Source organism: Candidatus Rokuibacteriota bacterium (assembly GCA_030647435.1).
Lineage (GTDB): Bacteria > Methylomirabilota > Methylomirabilia > Rokubacteriales > CSP1-6 > AR37.
The window spans coordinates 12,781-25,794 of record JAUSJX010000107.1 but is presented as its reverse complement, the minus strand read 5'-3'; the positions used below and the strand labels follow the sequence as shown (position 1 = coordinate 25,794).

General features: G+C 69.5%; 13 protein-coding genes and 1 pseudogene. 2 read left to right on the top strand and 12 right to left on the bottom strand.

The window, feature by feature from the left end; all coding sequences use genetic code 11:
• Window positions 1-2 precede the first annotated feature (2 nt).
• Window positions 3-161: a hypothetical protein gene (locus Q7W02_18910; GenBank protein ID MDO8478229.1), complete on the bottom strand. Its 159-nt coding sequence runs from the start codon at window positions 159-161 to the stop codon at window positions 3-5.
• Window positions 162-310: 149 nt separating this feature from the next.
• On the opposite strand from Q7W02_18910, the gene Q7W02_18905 reads away from it, so the two are divergent.
• Window positions 311-445: a hypothetical protein gene (locus Q7W02_18905; protein ID MDO8478228.1), complete on the top strand. Its 135-nt coding sequence runs from the start codon at window positions 311-313 to the stop codon at window positions 443-445.
• Between the two features lie 15 nt (window positions 446-460).
• Here the strand turns inward: Q7W02_18905 and Q7W02_18900 are convergent, their stop codons facing one another.
• From Q7W02_18900 to Q7W02_18860, 9 genes are all read right to left on the bottom strand, one after another.
• Window positions 461-811: a cytochrome c gene (locus Q7W02_18900; GenBank protein ID MDO8478227.1), complete on the bottom strand. Its 351-nt coding sequence runs from the start codon at window positions 809-811 to the stop codon at window positions 461-463.
• A 69-nt stretch (window positions 812-880) separates the two neighbouring features.
• Window positions 881-2,191: a PQQ-dependent sugar dehydrogenase gene (locus tag Q7W02_18895; protein ID MDO8478226.1), complete on the bottom strand. Its 1,311-nt coding sequence runs from the start codon at window positions 2,189-2,191 to the stop codon at window positions 881-883.
• 92 nt (window positions 2,192-2,283) lie between these two features.
• Window positions 2,284-3,882 (bottom strand): DHA2 family efflux MFS transporter permease subunit, encoded by a 1,599-nt coding sequence (locus Q7W02_18890; protein ID MDO8478225.1) that lies wholly within the window; start codon window positions 3,880-3,882, stop codon window positions 2,284-2,286.
• A gap of 4 nt (window positions 3,883-3,886) precedes the next feature.
• Window positions 3,887-5,158 carry an HlyD family secretion protein gene (locus Q7W02_18885; GenBank protein MDO8478224.1) on the bottom strand — a complete coding sequence of 424 codons (1,272 nt, stop codon included), beginning with the start codon at window positions 5,156-5,158 and terminating at the stop codon, window positions 3,887-3,889.
• Complete coding sequence (locus tag Q7W02_18880; GenBank protein ID MDO8478223.1) at window positions 5,155-5,958, bottom strand: sugar phosphate isomerase/epimerase; 804 nt, start codon at window positions 5,956-5,958, stop codon at window positions 5,155-5,157. Before Q7W02_18880 ends, Q7W02_18885 begins: the two co-directional genes overlap by 4 nt.
• 60 nt (window positions 5,959-6,018) lie before the next feature.
• The gene (locus Q7W02_18875; protein ID MDO8478222.1) at window positions 6,019-6,519 is read right to left on the bottom strand and encodes a thioesterase family protein; all 501 of its coding nucleotides are present in this window, start codon (window positions 6,517-6,519) and stop codon (window positions 6,019-6,021) included.
• A gap of 33 nt (window positions 6,520-6,552) precedes the next feature.
• On the bottom strand, window positions 6,553-7,707 hold the full coding sequence (locus Q7W02_18870) for an MFS transporter (GenBank protein ID MDO8478221.1): 1,155 nt from the start codon (window positions 7,705-7,707) through the stop codon (window positions 6,553-6,555).
• Between the two features lie 54 nt (window positions 7,708-7,761).
• A complete protein-coding gene (locus Q7W02_18865; protein MDO8478220.1) occupies window positions 7,762-8,445 on the bottom strand; it encodes a dienelactone hydrolase family protein in 684 nt (227 codons plus the stop codon).
• Window positions 8,446-8,521: 76 nt separating this feature from the next.
• Entirely contained in the window at window positions 8,522-9,946 is a 1,425-nt protein-coding gene (locus Q7W02_18860; GenBank protein MDO8478219.1) for a M20/M25/M40 family metallo-hydrolase, read from the bottom strand.
• Window positions 9,947-10,007: 61 nt separating this feature from the next.
• Here Q7W02_18860 and Q7W02_18855 point away from each other — a divergent pair, with 61 nt between their 5' ends.
• Entirely contained in the window at window positions 10,008-10,508 is a 501-nt protein-coding gene (locus Q7W02_18855) for a CinA family protein (GenBank protein ID MDO8478218.1), read from the top strand.
• On the opposite strand, the pseudogene Q7W02_18850 reads toward Q7W02_18855, so the two are convergent.
• Both Q7W02_18850 and Q7W02_18845 read right to left on the bottom strand, forming a co-directional pair.
• Window positions 10,499-11,590 (bottom strand): annotated as a pseudogene (locus Q7W02_18850) (FAD-dependent oxidoreductase). The gene Q7W02_18855 and the pseudogene Q7W02_18850 sit on opposite strands and share 10 nt — an antisense overlap.
• Before the next feature lie 45 nt (window positions 11,591-11,635).
• Complete coding sequence (locus Q7W02_18845) at window positions 11,636-12,943, bottom strand: S1C family serine protease (GenBank protein MDO8478217.1); 1,308 nt, start codon at window positions 12,941-12,943, stop codon at window positions 11,636-11,638.
• Window positions 12,944-13,014: the final 71 nt, after the last annotated feature.

Here is a 13,014-nt window from a genome sequence, read left to right as displayed (position 1 = left end):
GGTCAATCCTTCACGGTATCTACATAGTGATCGGAATCGACGACGGTCTCGATCACGGTCGGCCCCTTGGCGACGAACGCCTGCGTCACCGCCGCGGCGAGTGCCTCGGCGCTGCGCACGCCGCGCGGAGCGCAGATAACATAAGACCCGTTCTCAGTCATGACCCACCTCGCCCGAGGGTCCCTCCTCGGGACCTGCCTTGTCACAGTGCGGATAAACTCCCCTCCCATCTCGGGCCGATCCTGCCTGAGCGGGGAACAGAGGTTGAATCGGGATTTTGAATCATAGGGTGGGAGCCCCCCGCTCGGTCGTGAGCTTCATCGCCGGGATCTCGCTGCTCGACGGCCTGCTCATGGCCGGCGCGGGAACGCCCGCCGCCGCCGCGTGGGGCGCGCGCGGCTTCGGCCTCACCCTCCTGCTCCAGCGCTACGTGCGGGGGACATAGGGGGATTACTCGGGACTACTTCTCCTTTGCCGCCCGGGCCTGGTCGCCCAGCGACGACATGAAGGCGATAACCTTCCACAGCTCGGGGTCGGACAGACGGCCCTTCCAGCTGGGCATGGCGCTGCCGGGACGCCCGGTTATGAGGGTAACGTAGACGAATGTCGGATCGAGGTAGGCTTTGCCGACCAGGATCGGGCCATCGAAGCCTTCCTGCCCATCCACGCCGTGGCAGCGGCCGGCGCAGCGCAGGTTGAAGAACGCCCGGCCCTCGGCAATCATCGCGGGCGATTTTAAGTTCGACGGCGGCTTGAACTCCTGGGCCTGTGCGATGAATGGGAGCGACACCAGTCCGACGAACGCCGCCACGAGCCACCGCCGCATCGTTTTTAAAATGGCGCCGGGGGCGGGGCCCCCGGCGCCTCGGCGTCGAGTCACTCAGTTCGCGGGCACGATCTTGTAGATCCGGTCATTGGCGCGGCCGGGCGCGGTATTGTCCGAAACCAGCACGTAGAGCTCGCGGTCCTCGTCCTGGGCGAAGCCCAGCACGTAGGAGTGGAAGTTCATGTTCGTCACCTCCACGTCCTCGATGGCCCACATGGCGCCCGCCTGCCCGGGCGGACGGGCCACCAGCAGCAGCCCCTGGGGCTGGGTGAAGGACTTGCTCCAGTCGCCGAAGACATACGATCCCGCCAGGTTCGGCATCGCCTTGCCGCGATAGACGAACCCGCCGGTGACGGAGATGCCCTTGCCTTCCTTGATCACGTTCATGTTGCCGTACTCGATAATGGGCATCAGCAGGCCGGTCTTGTCGCAGGTCTGCGGGGCGCTGGGGTTGCTGGGATCGTCAGGATTGAAGCAGTGCGAGCCCTCGATCCGGTTCCAACCGTGGTTGCCGCCCTTCTGGATCAGCTTGACGCTCTCCCACGTGTTCTGTCCCACATCGGCTCCGAACAGCTCGCGCTTGCCGCCCGCGTCGAAGGACATCCGCCATACGTTGCGCAGGCCGTAGGCCCAGATCTCCGGCAGCGCGTCGTTCTTGCCCACGAATGGATTGTCCTTGGGGACGCTGTAGGGAGCGCCCGAGTCGACGTCGATGCGGAGAATCTTGCCCAGGTTCACCTTCAGGTCCTGGGCATTGCCGATCTTGGGCGTGTGGCCGATGGCCACGTCGTTGGCCCATCCCCCGTCACCGGTGGAGAAGTACAGGTAGCCGTCGTCGGGGCCGAACAACAGCTCGCCGCCATTGTGGTTGAACTGGGGCTTGTCCCAGAAGTAGACGATGCGCTCGGTGGACAGGTCCGCCTTGTTCGGGTCCGTCTTGGACACGCGAAACTCCGACAGGTAATTCGTGCAGCAGTACAGCAGGCGCGGGCGGCGCGCCGCGTCGGTGCGGACGGGGGCGGTGTACACCACGTAGAACTTGCCGTTGTCCTTGAACTTGGGGTGGAAGGCCAGCCCCAGCAGGCCCCGCTCGTCGAACTCCCAGTCCAGCTTCACCATCTTCTTGCTCAGATCGATGAAGGGCGTGGGGCGCAGCTTGCCGTCCGGCATCATGATCTGAATCGTGCCGGATTGCTCCACGATGAAGAGGCGCTTGCTCCCGTCCGGCGGGTTGAGCATCACCAGGGGATGCACCAGCCCGTCGGCAAAGAGCTGCAGCTTCACCTTGACAGCCGCCGAGGCCGAACCGACCCACAGGCCAAGCACCAGCACTGAGACCACCATCGTTGTCAGTCTTCGCGTCATAAGCTCCCCCTTTTGGCGCCCTTGTGTGACTCCCTGAAGTGAATGGGGCGGTATCCTATCACACGCTTTTGGCTGGTGTCACGCGCCCAGGTTCACTCCACCGCCGAGGGCAAGGGCTCGACCCGTCCCGACGGCTCGTCGGCGGCGACGGCAACCGGCTCGGCGCGGACGCGGCGCATGAGCGGGATGGCGAGCGGCAGCACGGTGAAGAGGACGGCCAGCATCCAGAAGTCGTCGGCGTAGGCCAGTACCTGCGACTGCGCCACGACATCGTGGTAGAGCATGGCGACCGCCTGCTTCTCGGCGGTGAACGAGTCGGCGCCCTGCGCGGCGAAGTGGGCCGTCCACGCTTTGAGCCGGGCCGCCGTCGCGGGGTCCCAGACGTTGACGTGGGCCGCCAGCACCGACTGGTGCCCCTGGCTCCGCCTGGTGAGGAATGTCGTCGCCAGTGCCACCCCGACGCTGCCGCCCAGGTTGCGGAGCACGTTGAAGGCCGCCGTGGCGTTGCCGAGCTTCTGGCGGTCGATCGTGGCGAGCGTGAGTGTCACGAGCGGCACGAAGATGAAGCCGAGCCCCAGGCCCTGGAGGAAGCGCGGCGACGCGAGCGACCAGTAGTCCACGGTCAAGGTGAGATGCGACATCATGAAGAGGCTCACGGCATTGATGACGCAGCCGAGGGCCACGAGGAGCCGCTGGTCCATCCGGGTCACGAGACGCCCGGCGATGACGAGCGAGATCAGGTTGCCCACGCCTCCGGGACCCAGCACCGAGCCCGAGTTCCAGGCGTCGTAGGCGAGGAGCTTCTGCGTGTACAGCGCCACCAGCAGCATGCTCGAGTAGAGCCCGAGCCCGACCATCATGACGAAGACCGAGCCCGTGGCGAAGTTGCGGTCCGAGAATACGCCCAGGTCCAGGATCGGCTCCCGCGCCGTCAGCTCGCGGATGACGAAACCGACGAGCGCCGCGAACGCGATGACCGACAGCCCCACGATCAGGCCCGAGTCGAACCAGTCCTCGTGTTCACCGCGATCGAGGACGAGCTGGAGGCAGCCGAAGCCCACCACCATCAGCACGAGCCCGAGCGCGTCGATGCGCCCCGGCTTCTTCAGGTACTCGGGGTCGAAGAGGAAGGTGCTGATCATGAAAAAGCCCAGGAGCCCGATCGGCAGGTTGATGTAGAAGATCCAGCGCCACGACCAGTTGTCGGCGATCCAGCCGCCGAGCGTCGGGCCGAAGATCGGCCCCATCATGATGCCGACGCCCCAGACCGCCATGGCGAGCCCGCGCTGGCCGAGCGGGAAGATCTCCCAGAGGATGGCCTGCGACAGCGGAATCAGCGGGCCGCCGCCGATGCCCTGGAGGATGCGCGCGATGATGAGGAAGGTCAGGTTCGGCGCGAGGCCCGACAGGAATGAGCTGACGGTGAAGAGCGTGGTGCAGAGCAGGAAGAAGCGGCGGCGGCCGATGAAAGCCGCGAGCCATCCCGTGGCGGGAATGATGATCGCGTTGGCCGCGAGGTAGGAGGTCAGGACCCAGGTCACCTCCTCGAGGCCGGCCGAGAGCGAGCCCTGTATGTGCGGCAGCACCACGTTGGTGACGCTGGTGTCGAGGATCTGCATGATGGTGACCATCATCACGGACAGCGTGATGAGCCACTTCTGCGCTCCCGGGAGATTGGCCCACGAGTTCATCGCGCTAGCGGAGCTTCACGGTGACGACGGCGGACATGCCTGCGCGCAGCGTGTGGGGGTTGCCGAACTCCCCGGGGTCGAGCCTGATCTTGACGGGCAGCCGCTGGACCACCTTGACCCAGTTGCCGGTGGCATTCTCCGGCGGCAGGAGCGAGAACCGCGCGCCCGTCCCGGCGGCGAGCGAATCCACCGTCCCCTGGAAGGTGCGGTCGGAGAACGTGTCCACGTGCACCTCGGCCTTCATGCCCGGCCGGATGCGCTCGAGCTGGGTTTCCTTGAAGTTGGCGATGACCCAAACATCGTGGAGCGGCACGATGGCCAGCAGCGGCTGGCCCATCTGGGCGACCTGCCCCAGCTCGACCGTTCGCTTGGAAACCACGCCGTCCACCGGAGCGCGCACTTCGGTGTACTGGAGCTGGAGCTCCGCGTACGCGAGGTCCGCCTGCGTCTGGGCCAGCGCCGCCTCGGCGCGGGCCACCTCGGCCTCCTTCATCGGGACTTGGTGCCGCTGGCTCTCGGCGCGGGCGAGCGAGCCGCGCAGCTCGGCCACGCGCTGCCGCGCCTGCTGGACGCCGAGCCGCCGGGAGGCGAGCGCGGCCTCGACCTGCTGCGCCTCGCGCTCGACCTGGATCTTCCGGCGCTCGAAAGCTTCGAGCGAGGCGCGCGCTGTGCCCTCGGCGGCCTCGGCCTGGTCATAGTCGCGCTGGGCGACCAAGCCCTGCTCGACGAGCTTGCGCTGGCGGTCCTTCTCGCGGACCGCCTGGACCGCGGTGGCCCGCGCGCCCGCCACGTCCGCCTCGGCGGCCGACGCCGCCGCGCGCTTGGCCTCGAGCTGGGCCTGCGCCTCCTCGACGGCCGACTGGCTCGCCGCTTCGGCCGCCCGCGCCCCTTCGAGAGCCCCGCGCGCCTCGTCGCCCTGCGCCACCGTCACCCCGCGCGTCATCGGCAGCTCGGATCGCAGGGCCAGCAGGGCCGCTTCCGCGACCTTCACCGCGGCGGCGGCCTGGTCGCGCTTGGCCCGGTAGTCGCGCGGGTCCACCCGCAGCAGGAGCTCGCCCGCCTTGACGGCCTGGTTGTCCTTGACGAGCATCTCGGAGATATTGCCCGAGACTTTCGAGCTGATGACCGTGACGGCGCCCTCGACGTAGGCGTCGTCGGTGCTGATCTGGGAGCGGGCCTGCCACCACACCCAGCCGCCGAACAGGAGGCCGGCCAAGCCGACCACGGCCGCCGCGCCGATGACGATCCGCCGACGGTCGTCGGGGATGCCGTTCATGCCGCGGCGGCCTTCGTCGCCTCGAGCGCCTCGCGCGCGACGGCCGCGGGGTCGCGGGCCCACGCCGCGGGGTTGGGCGCCTCGTACGAGCAGTAGCCCGCGTAGCCCCGGCGCTCGATGGCGGCGAAGAAATCCCTGAACGGCACGCTGCCCTGCCCCGGCGGCAAACGGTCAAGCGCCTGGCCGGGGACGAGCCCGCTTCGCGGCACGTCGCTGAACTGGACGTAGGCGATGTCCCCGCCGGGGACGCTGTCGAGGTCCTCAGGCCGCGCCCCGCTCCTGCCGAGGTGATAGGCGTCGAGCAGGAGCCCGACATGGGGATGCGCGGCCTTGGCGAGCGCCTCGCGCGCGCTCGCGAGCGTGTTGAACTGCTCGCACTGCGAGTTGAATTCGAGCGCGAGCCTGACGCCGTGACGCGCGGCGATGTCGCCCACCTCGCCGATGCTCGCCACCGCGCGCACGACGTCGCCGCGCCCCCGGTCCACCGGGCTCATGACGGTGCGGCAGTCGAGGGCCTTGGCCCAGCGGCACGACTCGTCGAAGGCGCGGAGCAGTTTGGCGCGCTCGTCGCCCTCGGCCCACATCCAGCCGAGCGCGACGCCAACGCAGGCCGTGGCGAGGCCGGACGATCGCACGCGGTCGAGCACGGCCTCGGCCGCCTGCCCCCGCTCGGCCGCTCGCGCGAAGTCCAGGCGGCGGAGCTCGACGGCCTGCCACCCGGTCTCGCGCGCGATCTCGAGCACGCGCCCGAGCGGCGTCGTGTCGAGGGTCCACGTGTGGAGCGCGAGCGGGTTGCGCATGGAAGCGCGAGGATTATACCGCCGCGGCGCCCGGCGCCGGGGCAAATGAGGCTGCGGCGCTCAGCGCGTCGTAGGGGGCGTGGAAAGGCCAAGCCGGCGGCCCACCTGGGGCGGGCGCGGGAGCCGGTCGTGAGCCGTTTGGACCAGGCGCAGCCGCTCGAGGATCTCGGGCGCCATCGGCGCGCCCCGTCGCGTCTCCCCGCTGACGTGGAGCGACATCAGCTCGTTGGTCGCGGCGAGGTAGCCCTCCTCCGCGTGGTGCATCTGGTGGAAGTAGTGCAGGCGCTTGGCGTCGTGGCCGAGGAGCAGCGTGGTGAAGCGCAGCGGGTCACCCTCGCGGACCTCGCGATGGTAGGTCACGTGGGCCTCGAGCGCGAAGGTGGTCACGCGGGAGGCGCGTCGGTACGCCTCGTCGAGGCCGATCGAGCGGAAGAACTCGTCGGTGGCGAGATCGAACACCACCACGTAGTAGCCCATGTTCATGTGGCCGTTGTGGTCTATCCACTCGGGTCGCACACGGTTGCGGTACACGTCGAACGGCGCCCGGATGTCTCCAGTCACAGCGTCATCTATCATACGGGCTGCGGGCGCCTATCATACGGGGCGCGGGTGCCAGCCGCGAAGTCCCCAGACGAGGGAGCCCAGCGCGAGCAGCGACAGCGCCGCGGCGACCGCGCCCGTGGCGGCAAGCCCGCCCCACAGCCAGACGTAGCCGCCCATGAGAGCGCCCAGCATGCGCCCCGTGCCGGAGGTGGCGGCGAGCATACCCATCATGGTCCCGCGCGCGCCCGGCAGCACTTCAGTGAAAAGTCCCATGGCCGTCACCACGGTGAACTCGAAGGCGAGAAAGGCCAGGAAGAGCGCGGCGAGGGCCAGCGGGAGCGTCCGCGACACGGCCGGAAGCAGGAGATACGCCACCGCCGTCAGGGCGACGCCGCCCACGGCCGCGCGCACGAGGCCTACGCGATCGGCGAGGAACACGATCAGCGACTCGGCCAGGAGCTCGGCCGCGCCGATCACGATCGTCGCCGAGCCCAAGGCCGCCAGCGGCAGCCGGAAATCCCTCTCGAGCCAGGCGCCGTAGACGACGAAGAGCGAATCATTCGCCATGGTGAAGCAGACGCTGTAGCCGAGAGCTCCCAGCGCGGGGCGCCGCCCTACGAGAAGCCGCCACGCCTGGGTCAGGCCGATGCCGGCGGGCCCGGCCCCTCGCGCCGACGGGACGCGCGGCAAGAGAAGCACCAGGAGCGTGAAGCTCGCGGCGGCGAGCGCGGCCAGAAGGAGAAAGGGCGAGCGCCAGCCGAAGCGGCCGATGAGCCAGCCGATCAGCGGAATGCCCACGAGTGTGCTGCCCGCCCAGGCGAACTCGACGAGGCCGATGGCGAGCCCGCGCGTCTCCCAGGGGACGCGCGCGCCGACATACGCCTGGATCGCCGGGTCGAAGCAACTCTTCCCGACCCCGGCGAGCAGGAGCGCCACGAGCACCGTGGCGTAGATCGGCAGCGCCGCCGCCGCGATCATGCCGCAACAGAGACTTGCTAGGCCCACCAGCATCATCGCCCGCGGCCCCCACCGGTCGGCGAGCGGGCCCAGGAACGGGCCCAGGAGCCCCGCCCCCTGGTTGAGGGCGATGAGCGAGGTCACGCTGGTGAGCGGCACGTCGAGCCCTCGCGCCAAGGCCGGCGCGAAGGGATAGGCGAAGCGCCGCGCCGTGTTGAGGACAAGGCGCGCGAGCGCGGCCGCTGCCAACTCGACGACGAGCCGCCGCTGCGACGATGGACCGGTCAGAGCTCCAGACCCGTTCTACAGGTGCTTGGCCAGGAACTCCATCGTCCGCGTGCGCGCGAGCGCCGCGCTGGGCGCGTGGTAGGCGCCGCGCTCGTCGCAGTTGAAGCCGTGCCCCGCCGTCAAATAGACGTGCAGGGGCAGTGTGGGGTGCGCGGCGCGGATCTTCGCGTGGTGATCCGGCGGGATGGACTGGTCGGTCTCGCCGAAGTGGAAGAGGACGGGGCAGCGCGGTTTCTCGGCCGCGGTCTCGGCGATGCCGCCGCCATAGTAGCTGACGGCGCAGCTCACGCCATCGATGCGCGTGGCGGCAAGCCAGGCGAGCGTGCCGCCGAGGCAGTAACCGACCACGCCGACCTTGAGGCCCTCCGCGGCGAGCGAGCCGACGGCCGCGCGGATGTCCTTGATCATGTCGTTGATGTCGATCTTGCCGCGGACGCCGCGCCCGCGCTCGATGTCGGCGGGCTGGTAGCCGGTCTCGAAGCCGCGCTCGGCGCGGTCGAAGATGGCCGGCGCCAGGGCGACGTAGCCATCCGCCGCGAACCCGTCTGACACCTTCTTGATGTGGGAGTTGACGCCGAAGATCTCCTGGATGACGACGAGGCCGGCCTTGGGCTTGCCCGCTGGCGCGGCGCGGTAGGCGGAAAGCAAGTGGCCGTCCTCGGCCTTGAGCGTGACCATCTGACCTTTGCTGTGATCCATGTCGCGATCCTCCGGGGGCCGCCCTGCGGCGGGCCCGCGTTCAGGGGTGGGAGCAGGGTGCGGGCGCCATCTTACCTCAGCCGCCGCGGCGGCGCCCGAGCGGCACGCGCGCGAGCTCGTCGTACAGGTGAACGGCCGCGCGCATGCACTTGAGCCAGTCGCCGAGATGCAGGCTCTCGTTCTCGGAGTGCGCGTTGGTCGCGGGGTCTTCCACGCCCATGAGGAGACAGGGCACGCCGCCCAGCACGCGGGCGAACGGGCCGACGAAGCCGATGGAGCCGCCGCAGCCGATCATCGCCGCCTCGCGGCCGAAGCCGGCCTTGAGCGCGCGGCGAGCGGCCTCGAACGCTTCGCCCTCAGGGTCCGTCGTCCACCAGGGCGCAGTGCTCGTCAGTCGCGCGGTCACGCGCGCGCCCTGGGGCGGCCGGCTGGTCAACTTGCGGCCGAGAAGCCGGCCTGCCTCGCGCGCGTCCATCCCTGGGACGGTCCGAAGCGACAGCCGCGCCCGCGCCGCTTCGATGATCTGGTTGGAGGAGCCCAGGAACGGCCGCGCCTCGAGCGCGATGACGGTCAGCGCCGGGCGAGTCCATAGGCGCTCGTAGACCGAGAAGCGCTTCTCGCCGCCGAGCCGTACGCCGGGAAGCATCCCGGCCTCCTTCTTGTACTTGGCCTCGTTGAATGGCAGGGCGCGGATGCGGCCGAGCTGCTTGGCGCTGGGCTTGGCGACCTTCTTGTAGAGGCCCGGCACATCGAGCGAGCCGTCGGCCTTGGTGAGATCGGCGATCAGACGGCAGAGAATCTGGACGGCGTCGGGGACAGGACCGCCCCAGGCGCCGCTGTGCACCGGCTGCTTGAGGCAGGCGACCTCGACGTCCACCTGGCAGATGCCGCGGAGCTGGTAGGTCAGCGCCGGGATGCCCGTGTCGAAGTTCGCCGTGTCCGACAGCACGATGTAGTCCGCGGCCACGAGGTCGCGGTACTCCGTCAGGAAGCGGCCGAGGTTCTCCGAACCGATCTCTTCTTCGCCTTCAATGATGAACTTGACGTTGCACGGCAGCGAGCCCGCGGCCTGGAGGTACGCGGCGACGGCGGCCACATGGACCATGACGCCACCCTTGTCATCCGCGGTGCCGCGGCCGTAGAGCCGCCCGCCTCGCTCGATCGGCTCGAAGGGTGGCGAGAGCCACTTCTCCGGCCTGCCCGGCGGCTGGACGTCGTGGTGGCCGTACAGGAGAATCGTCGGCGCCCCCGGGCGCTTGAGCCATTCGCCGTACACGTAGGGGTGCACGCCCGGGATCTCGAGGACGCGAACATTGTCCACCCGCGCGCGGCGCAGGACATCGGCCGTCGCCTCGGCGGAGCGCCTGACTTCCTCCTTCGGGAAACCGTTCGCCGACACGCTCGGGATCCTCGACAGATCGGACAGCTCCCGCGTGAAGTCGCCCATGTGGGCGTCGAGATAGCGGAGCGCATCGGCGGCCATGCCGTTGGGCTTGCTCATTTTTTCCTTTCTTCCTTCCTTTCTTCCGCTGGATGACACCGGTCCGTGGCAATCTTATGCTATGAACGACCTCGCCATGCTCGCCGCCGCTCCCGCAGCCCTGCTCGTCCAGGCCCGCCAGACTCTGGCCGTTTCCGAATCCTCGGCCGGCGGGCTCATCTCTGCCGCGCTTCTCGCCATCCCGGGCGCCTCAGCCTACTACCAGGGCGGGGGCGTGATCTACACCCAGGGCGCGCGGCGCACGCTCCTCGCCATCCCCGACGAAGGCGTCAAGGGCATGCGGTCGAGCACCGAAGCCTTCGCGCTCCTGGCCGCCCGCACGATCCGCGAGCGCCTCGGGACTACCTGGGGCCTCAGTGAGACCGGCGCCAGCGGCCCGACGGGCAATCGCTACGGCGACGCCGCCGGCCACGCCTGTATCGCGATCGCAGGGCCCGTCGAGCGCGTGATCACGCTCGAGACGCGGAGCGCCGACCGCGTGGCCAACATGTGGGCCTTCACCCGCGCCGCCCTCGATCTCCTCTCCTCCTGCCTGCGCGAGGCGGCCGGCACTCAGCGGTAGCGCTGCACGAAGCGCCGGTCTATCCGGTCCTTGAGCCGCCACGCCCACGCGCCCTCGGCGGAGAGACCCCACTTGGACGCCACCGCCCGGCCGTCGCCCAGGTTGAGCAACGAGAGGAAATCGCGCTGGGGGCGGTACGGTCTGAACGCCCGCCTCGTCACCCGCGCCCGTAAGTTATACGCCAGCACGGGACCCTGGCGTACCGCATAGACCCCCGCCTTCGCGAGTCGAGGATCCGTGACGAGGCTCGCGCAGTCTCCGGTCGCGAAGATCTCGTCGTGGCCCATCGCCTGGAGCGAATCGCTCACCTTGATGAAGCCGCGCGGGTCCCGCTCGAGGCCTGAGCCGTCGAAGAGCGGCAGGCTCGCCGCCCCCGCGACCCAGATGAATCCGTCGCATGGAAGCCGCGTGCCGGCCTCGAGCGTGAGCGCATCCGCATGAGCCTCGGCCACCGCCGTCCCGCAGCGAATCGCGATGCCGCGAGCGCGGGCATTTTCCTCGATACGGCGCGCTGCAGAGCCCGGGTAGCCCGGCAAGACTCTCGGCCCGGCTTCGAGAAGCAGGACCGAGGCGCGGCGCAGTCCCAGGCGCTCGAAGCGCGCGCGGAAGGCGAACGCCAGCTCGACACCGCCCGCCCCCGCTCCCACGACGACGAGGCGAAAATCCGCCTGGCTTCGCGCGCGCTCGATGAGGGCGTCCACCGCCCGCACGAATTCCCCGATGGGCCTGGTCGGGAGCGCGTGATCTTTCACGCCGGGGCGGTCCCAGCCTGACACGGTCGAGCCCACGTCGAAGGACACCGTGTCGTAAGAGATCGGCGGCGCGCCCTCGATGTGAAGCCGCCGCGCCGACACGTCGAGCCCCGTCGCCCTCGCGCCGACCCACAGGGCGCCCGCCTTCCGCCCGAGCCCCTGCACGTCTATCTGGATGTCCTCGAGGGTGTACTGGCCGGCGACGAAGCCCGGCACCATGCCGGAGTACACGGCCATCGGGCGGTCTACCACGACGGTGAGCTCTACGCCGGGCACGGGCGCGCCCGCCCAATCGCGCAGGACTTCGACATGGCTGTGGCCGCCGCCGACAAGGACGAGCTCGTGGCGGGTCCGGGAGGAAGAATCGACCGTAGCTCAGCTCCCGGGGCGCCCGCCCCGGCCTTCCAACTCTTCCTGGATGATGCGGCGGAGGGTTCGCCGCGCCGTGGACATCACCCGGCGCCCGCCGAACCAGACGCCCGCGACCATTCCGAGGAGCGCGAAACCCATCGCGCCCCACTGGACCTCCTCGCGGTGGAGGTAGCCCTGCTCCTTGTGCTTGATGTCGCAGTCCTCGCGCACGCGCTCGACGTCGGGGAAGCCCGGGTGGATCTTGTTCGCGGCGCTCATGTTCCGGTAGGCGCGGTAGTGGAGATCGCGGATGTAGAGATCTACACCATGGTTCCAGAGCCGCGTGAACATGCTGTCACCCTTGGGCGCGACGCCCGCCTTGGCCGCGGCCTCCTGGATGGTCTCGACCGGGATCAGGAAATTGAAGCCCTGGACGACCTGCTCTCCCTGGAGCGACGTGAACGTCGCCGCGCCGATGACCTGGCCGCGGTCGTCGAAGACCGGGCCGCCGCTGTTGCCCTGGATGATGGCGGCGTCCGTCTGGATGACGCGCTGGCCGCCGATGTCCCGCTTGAAGCCCGAGACACGGCCGACCGTGATCGAGGGCTCGTATTGGGTGGTCCGGCTGAGCAGCTCGTGAGAGACCACGACGCCCGGAAAGCCGATGACGAACAGCGCCTGGCCCAGGTGCAGGTCCGTGCTGTGCCGGGCCATGCGGACGACGGGTAGCTCCTTGTCCTCGATCTTGAGGATGGCCACGTCGCGGCCGTGCTCCTTCTTCTGGTTCCCGGATGAATCCGGGGTGCCGCCGACGACGACGTAGGCGGGCGGGCTGTAGAACTTGACCTCCGCCGGGTAGGCCTTCCCGTTGGAGAGATGCACCTCGAGCGTCCGCTCGACGGCGAGGCCGCGACGGTTCTCGGGTGTGGCGGCAAGCGCCCGGATGCGCTGCGCCCGCGCGGGGCCCGGCAGGCCGTCCACCTCGGCGGCGCAGGCCGTCGCCACCGCCTTCTCGGCAAGCTCTGCCGCGAACGAGCTGTCGGCGCCTTCCTGGTAGGGCTGGATGACGTGGCCGTTCGTGACGATCCAGCCGTCGGGGTGGATGATGGACCCGCTCCCGAGCTCGCCGATCGCTCCCGGTCGGACGGTCGCGCTCGCCCCCGAGCCGCAGCGCACCGTCGCCGTAGCGCCGATCTTCACCGAGATCATGACGACCGCCGGCTTCGCGCGGAAGACGGCCGACTGGAGCTCGGCCTCCGTCGCGGCCTCCGGGGACGCCGGGTATCCCGCCGCCAGGAGCCACGCCGCCATGCCGATCAGTAGAGCGCTCATCGACCGTGACATATTCTCCTCCCCCGGTCTCCCCGGCTTGGATGCTCCGTCCGGAGCTCCAGGTTCGCAGA

What these genes read in the sequence shown, in the direction of transcription:
- Q7W02_18860 (MDO8478219.1), bottom strand. Translation starts at nt 9,946, where the DNA reads ATGAGCAAGCCCAACGGCATGGCCGCCGATGCGCTCCGCTATCTCGAC.
- Q7W02_18885 (MDO8478224.1), bottom strand. Translation starts at nt 5,158, where the DNA reads ATGAACGGCATCCCCGACGACCGTCGGCGGATCGTCATCGGCGCGGCG.
- Q7W02_18910 (MDO8478229.1), bottom strand. Translation starts at nt 161, where the DNA reads ATGACTGAGAACGGGTCTTATGTTATCTGCGCTCCGCGCGGCGTGCGC.
- Q7W02_18890 (MDO8478225.1), bottom strand. Translation starts at nt 3,882, where the DNA reads ATGAACTCGTGGGCCAATCTCCCGGGAGCGCAGAAGTGGCTCATCACG.
- Q7W02_18855 (MDO8478218.1), top strand. Translation starts at nt 10,008, where the DNA reads ATGAACGACCTCGCCATGCTCGCCGCCGCTCCCGCAGCCCTGCTCGTC.
- Q7W02_18845 (MDO8478217.1), bottom strand. Translation starts at nt 12,943, where the DNA reads ATGAGCGCTCTACTGATCGGCATGGCGGCGTGGCTCCTGGCGGCGGGA.
- Q7W02_18865 (MDO8478220.1), bottom strand. Translation starts at nt 8,445, where the DNA reads ATGGATCACAGCAAAGGTCAGATGGTCACGCTCAAGGCCGAGGACGGC.
- Q7W02_18895 (MDO8478226.1), bottom strand. Translation starts at nt 2,191, where the DNA reads ATGACGCGAAGACTGACAACGATGGTGGTCTCAGTGCTGGTGCTTGGC.
- Q7W02_18880 (MDO8478223.1), bottom strand. Translation starts at nt 5,958, where the DNA reads ATGCGCAACCCGCTCGCGCTCCACACGTGGACCCTCGACACGACGCCG.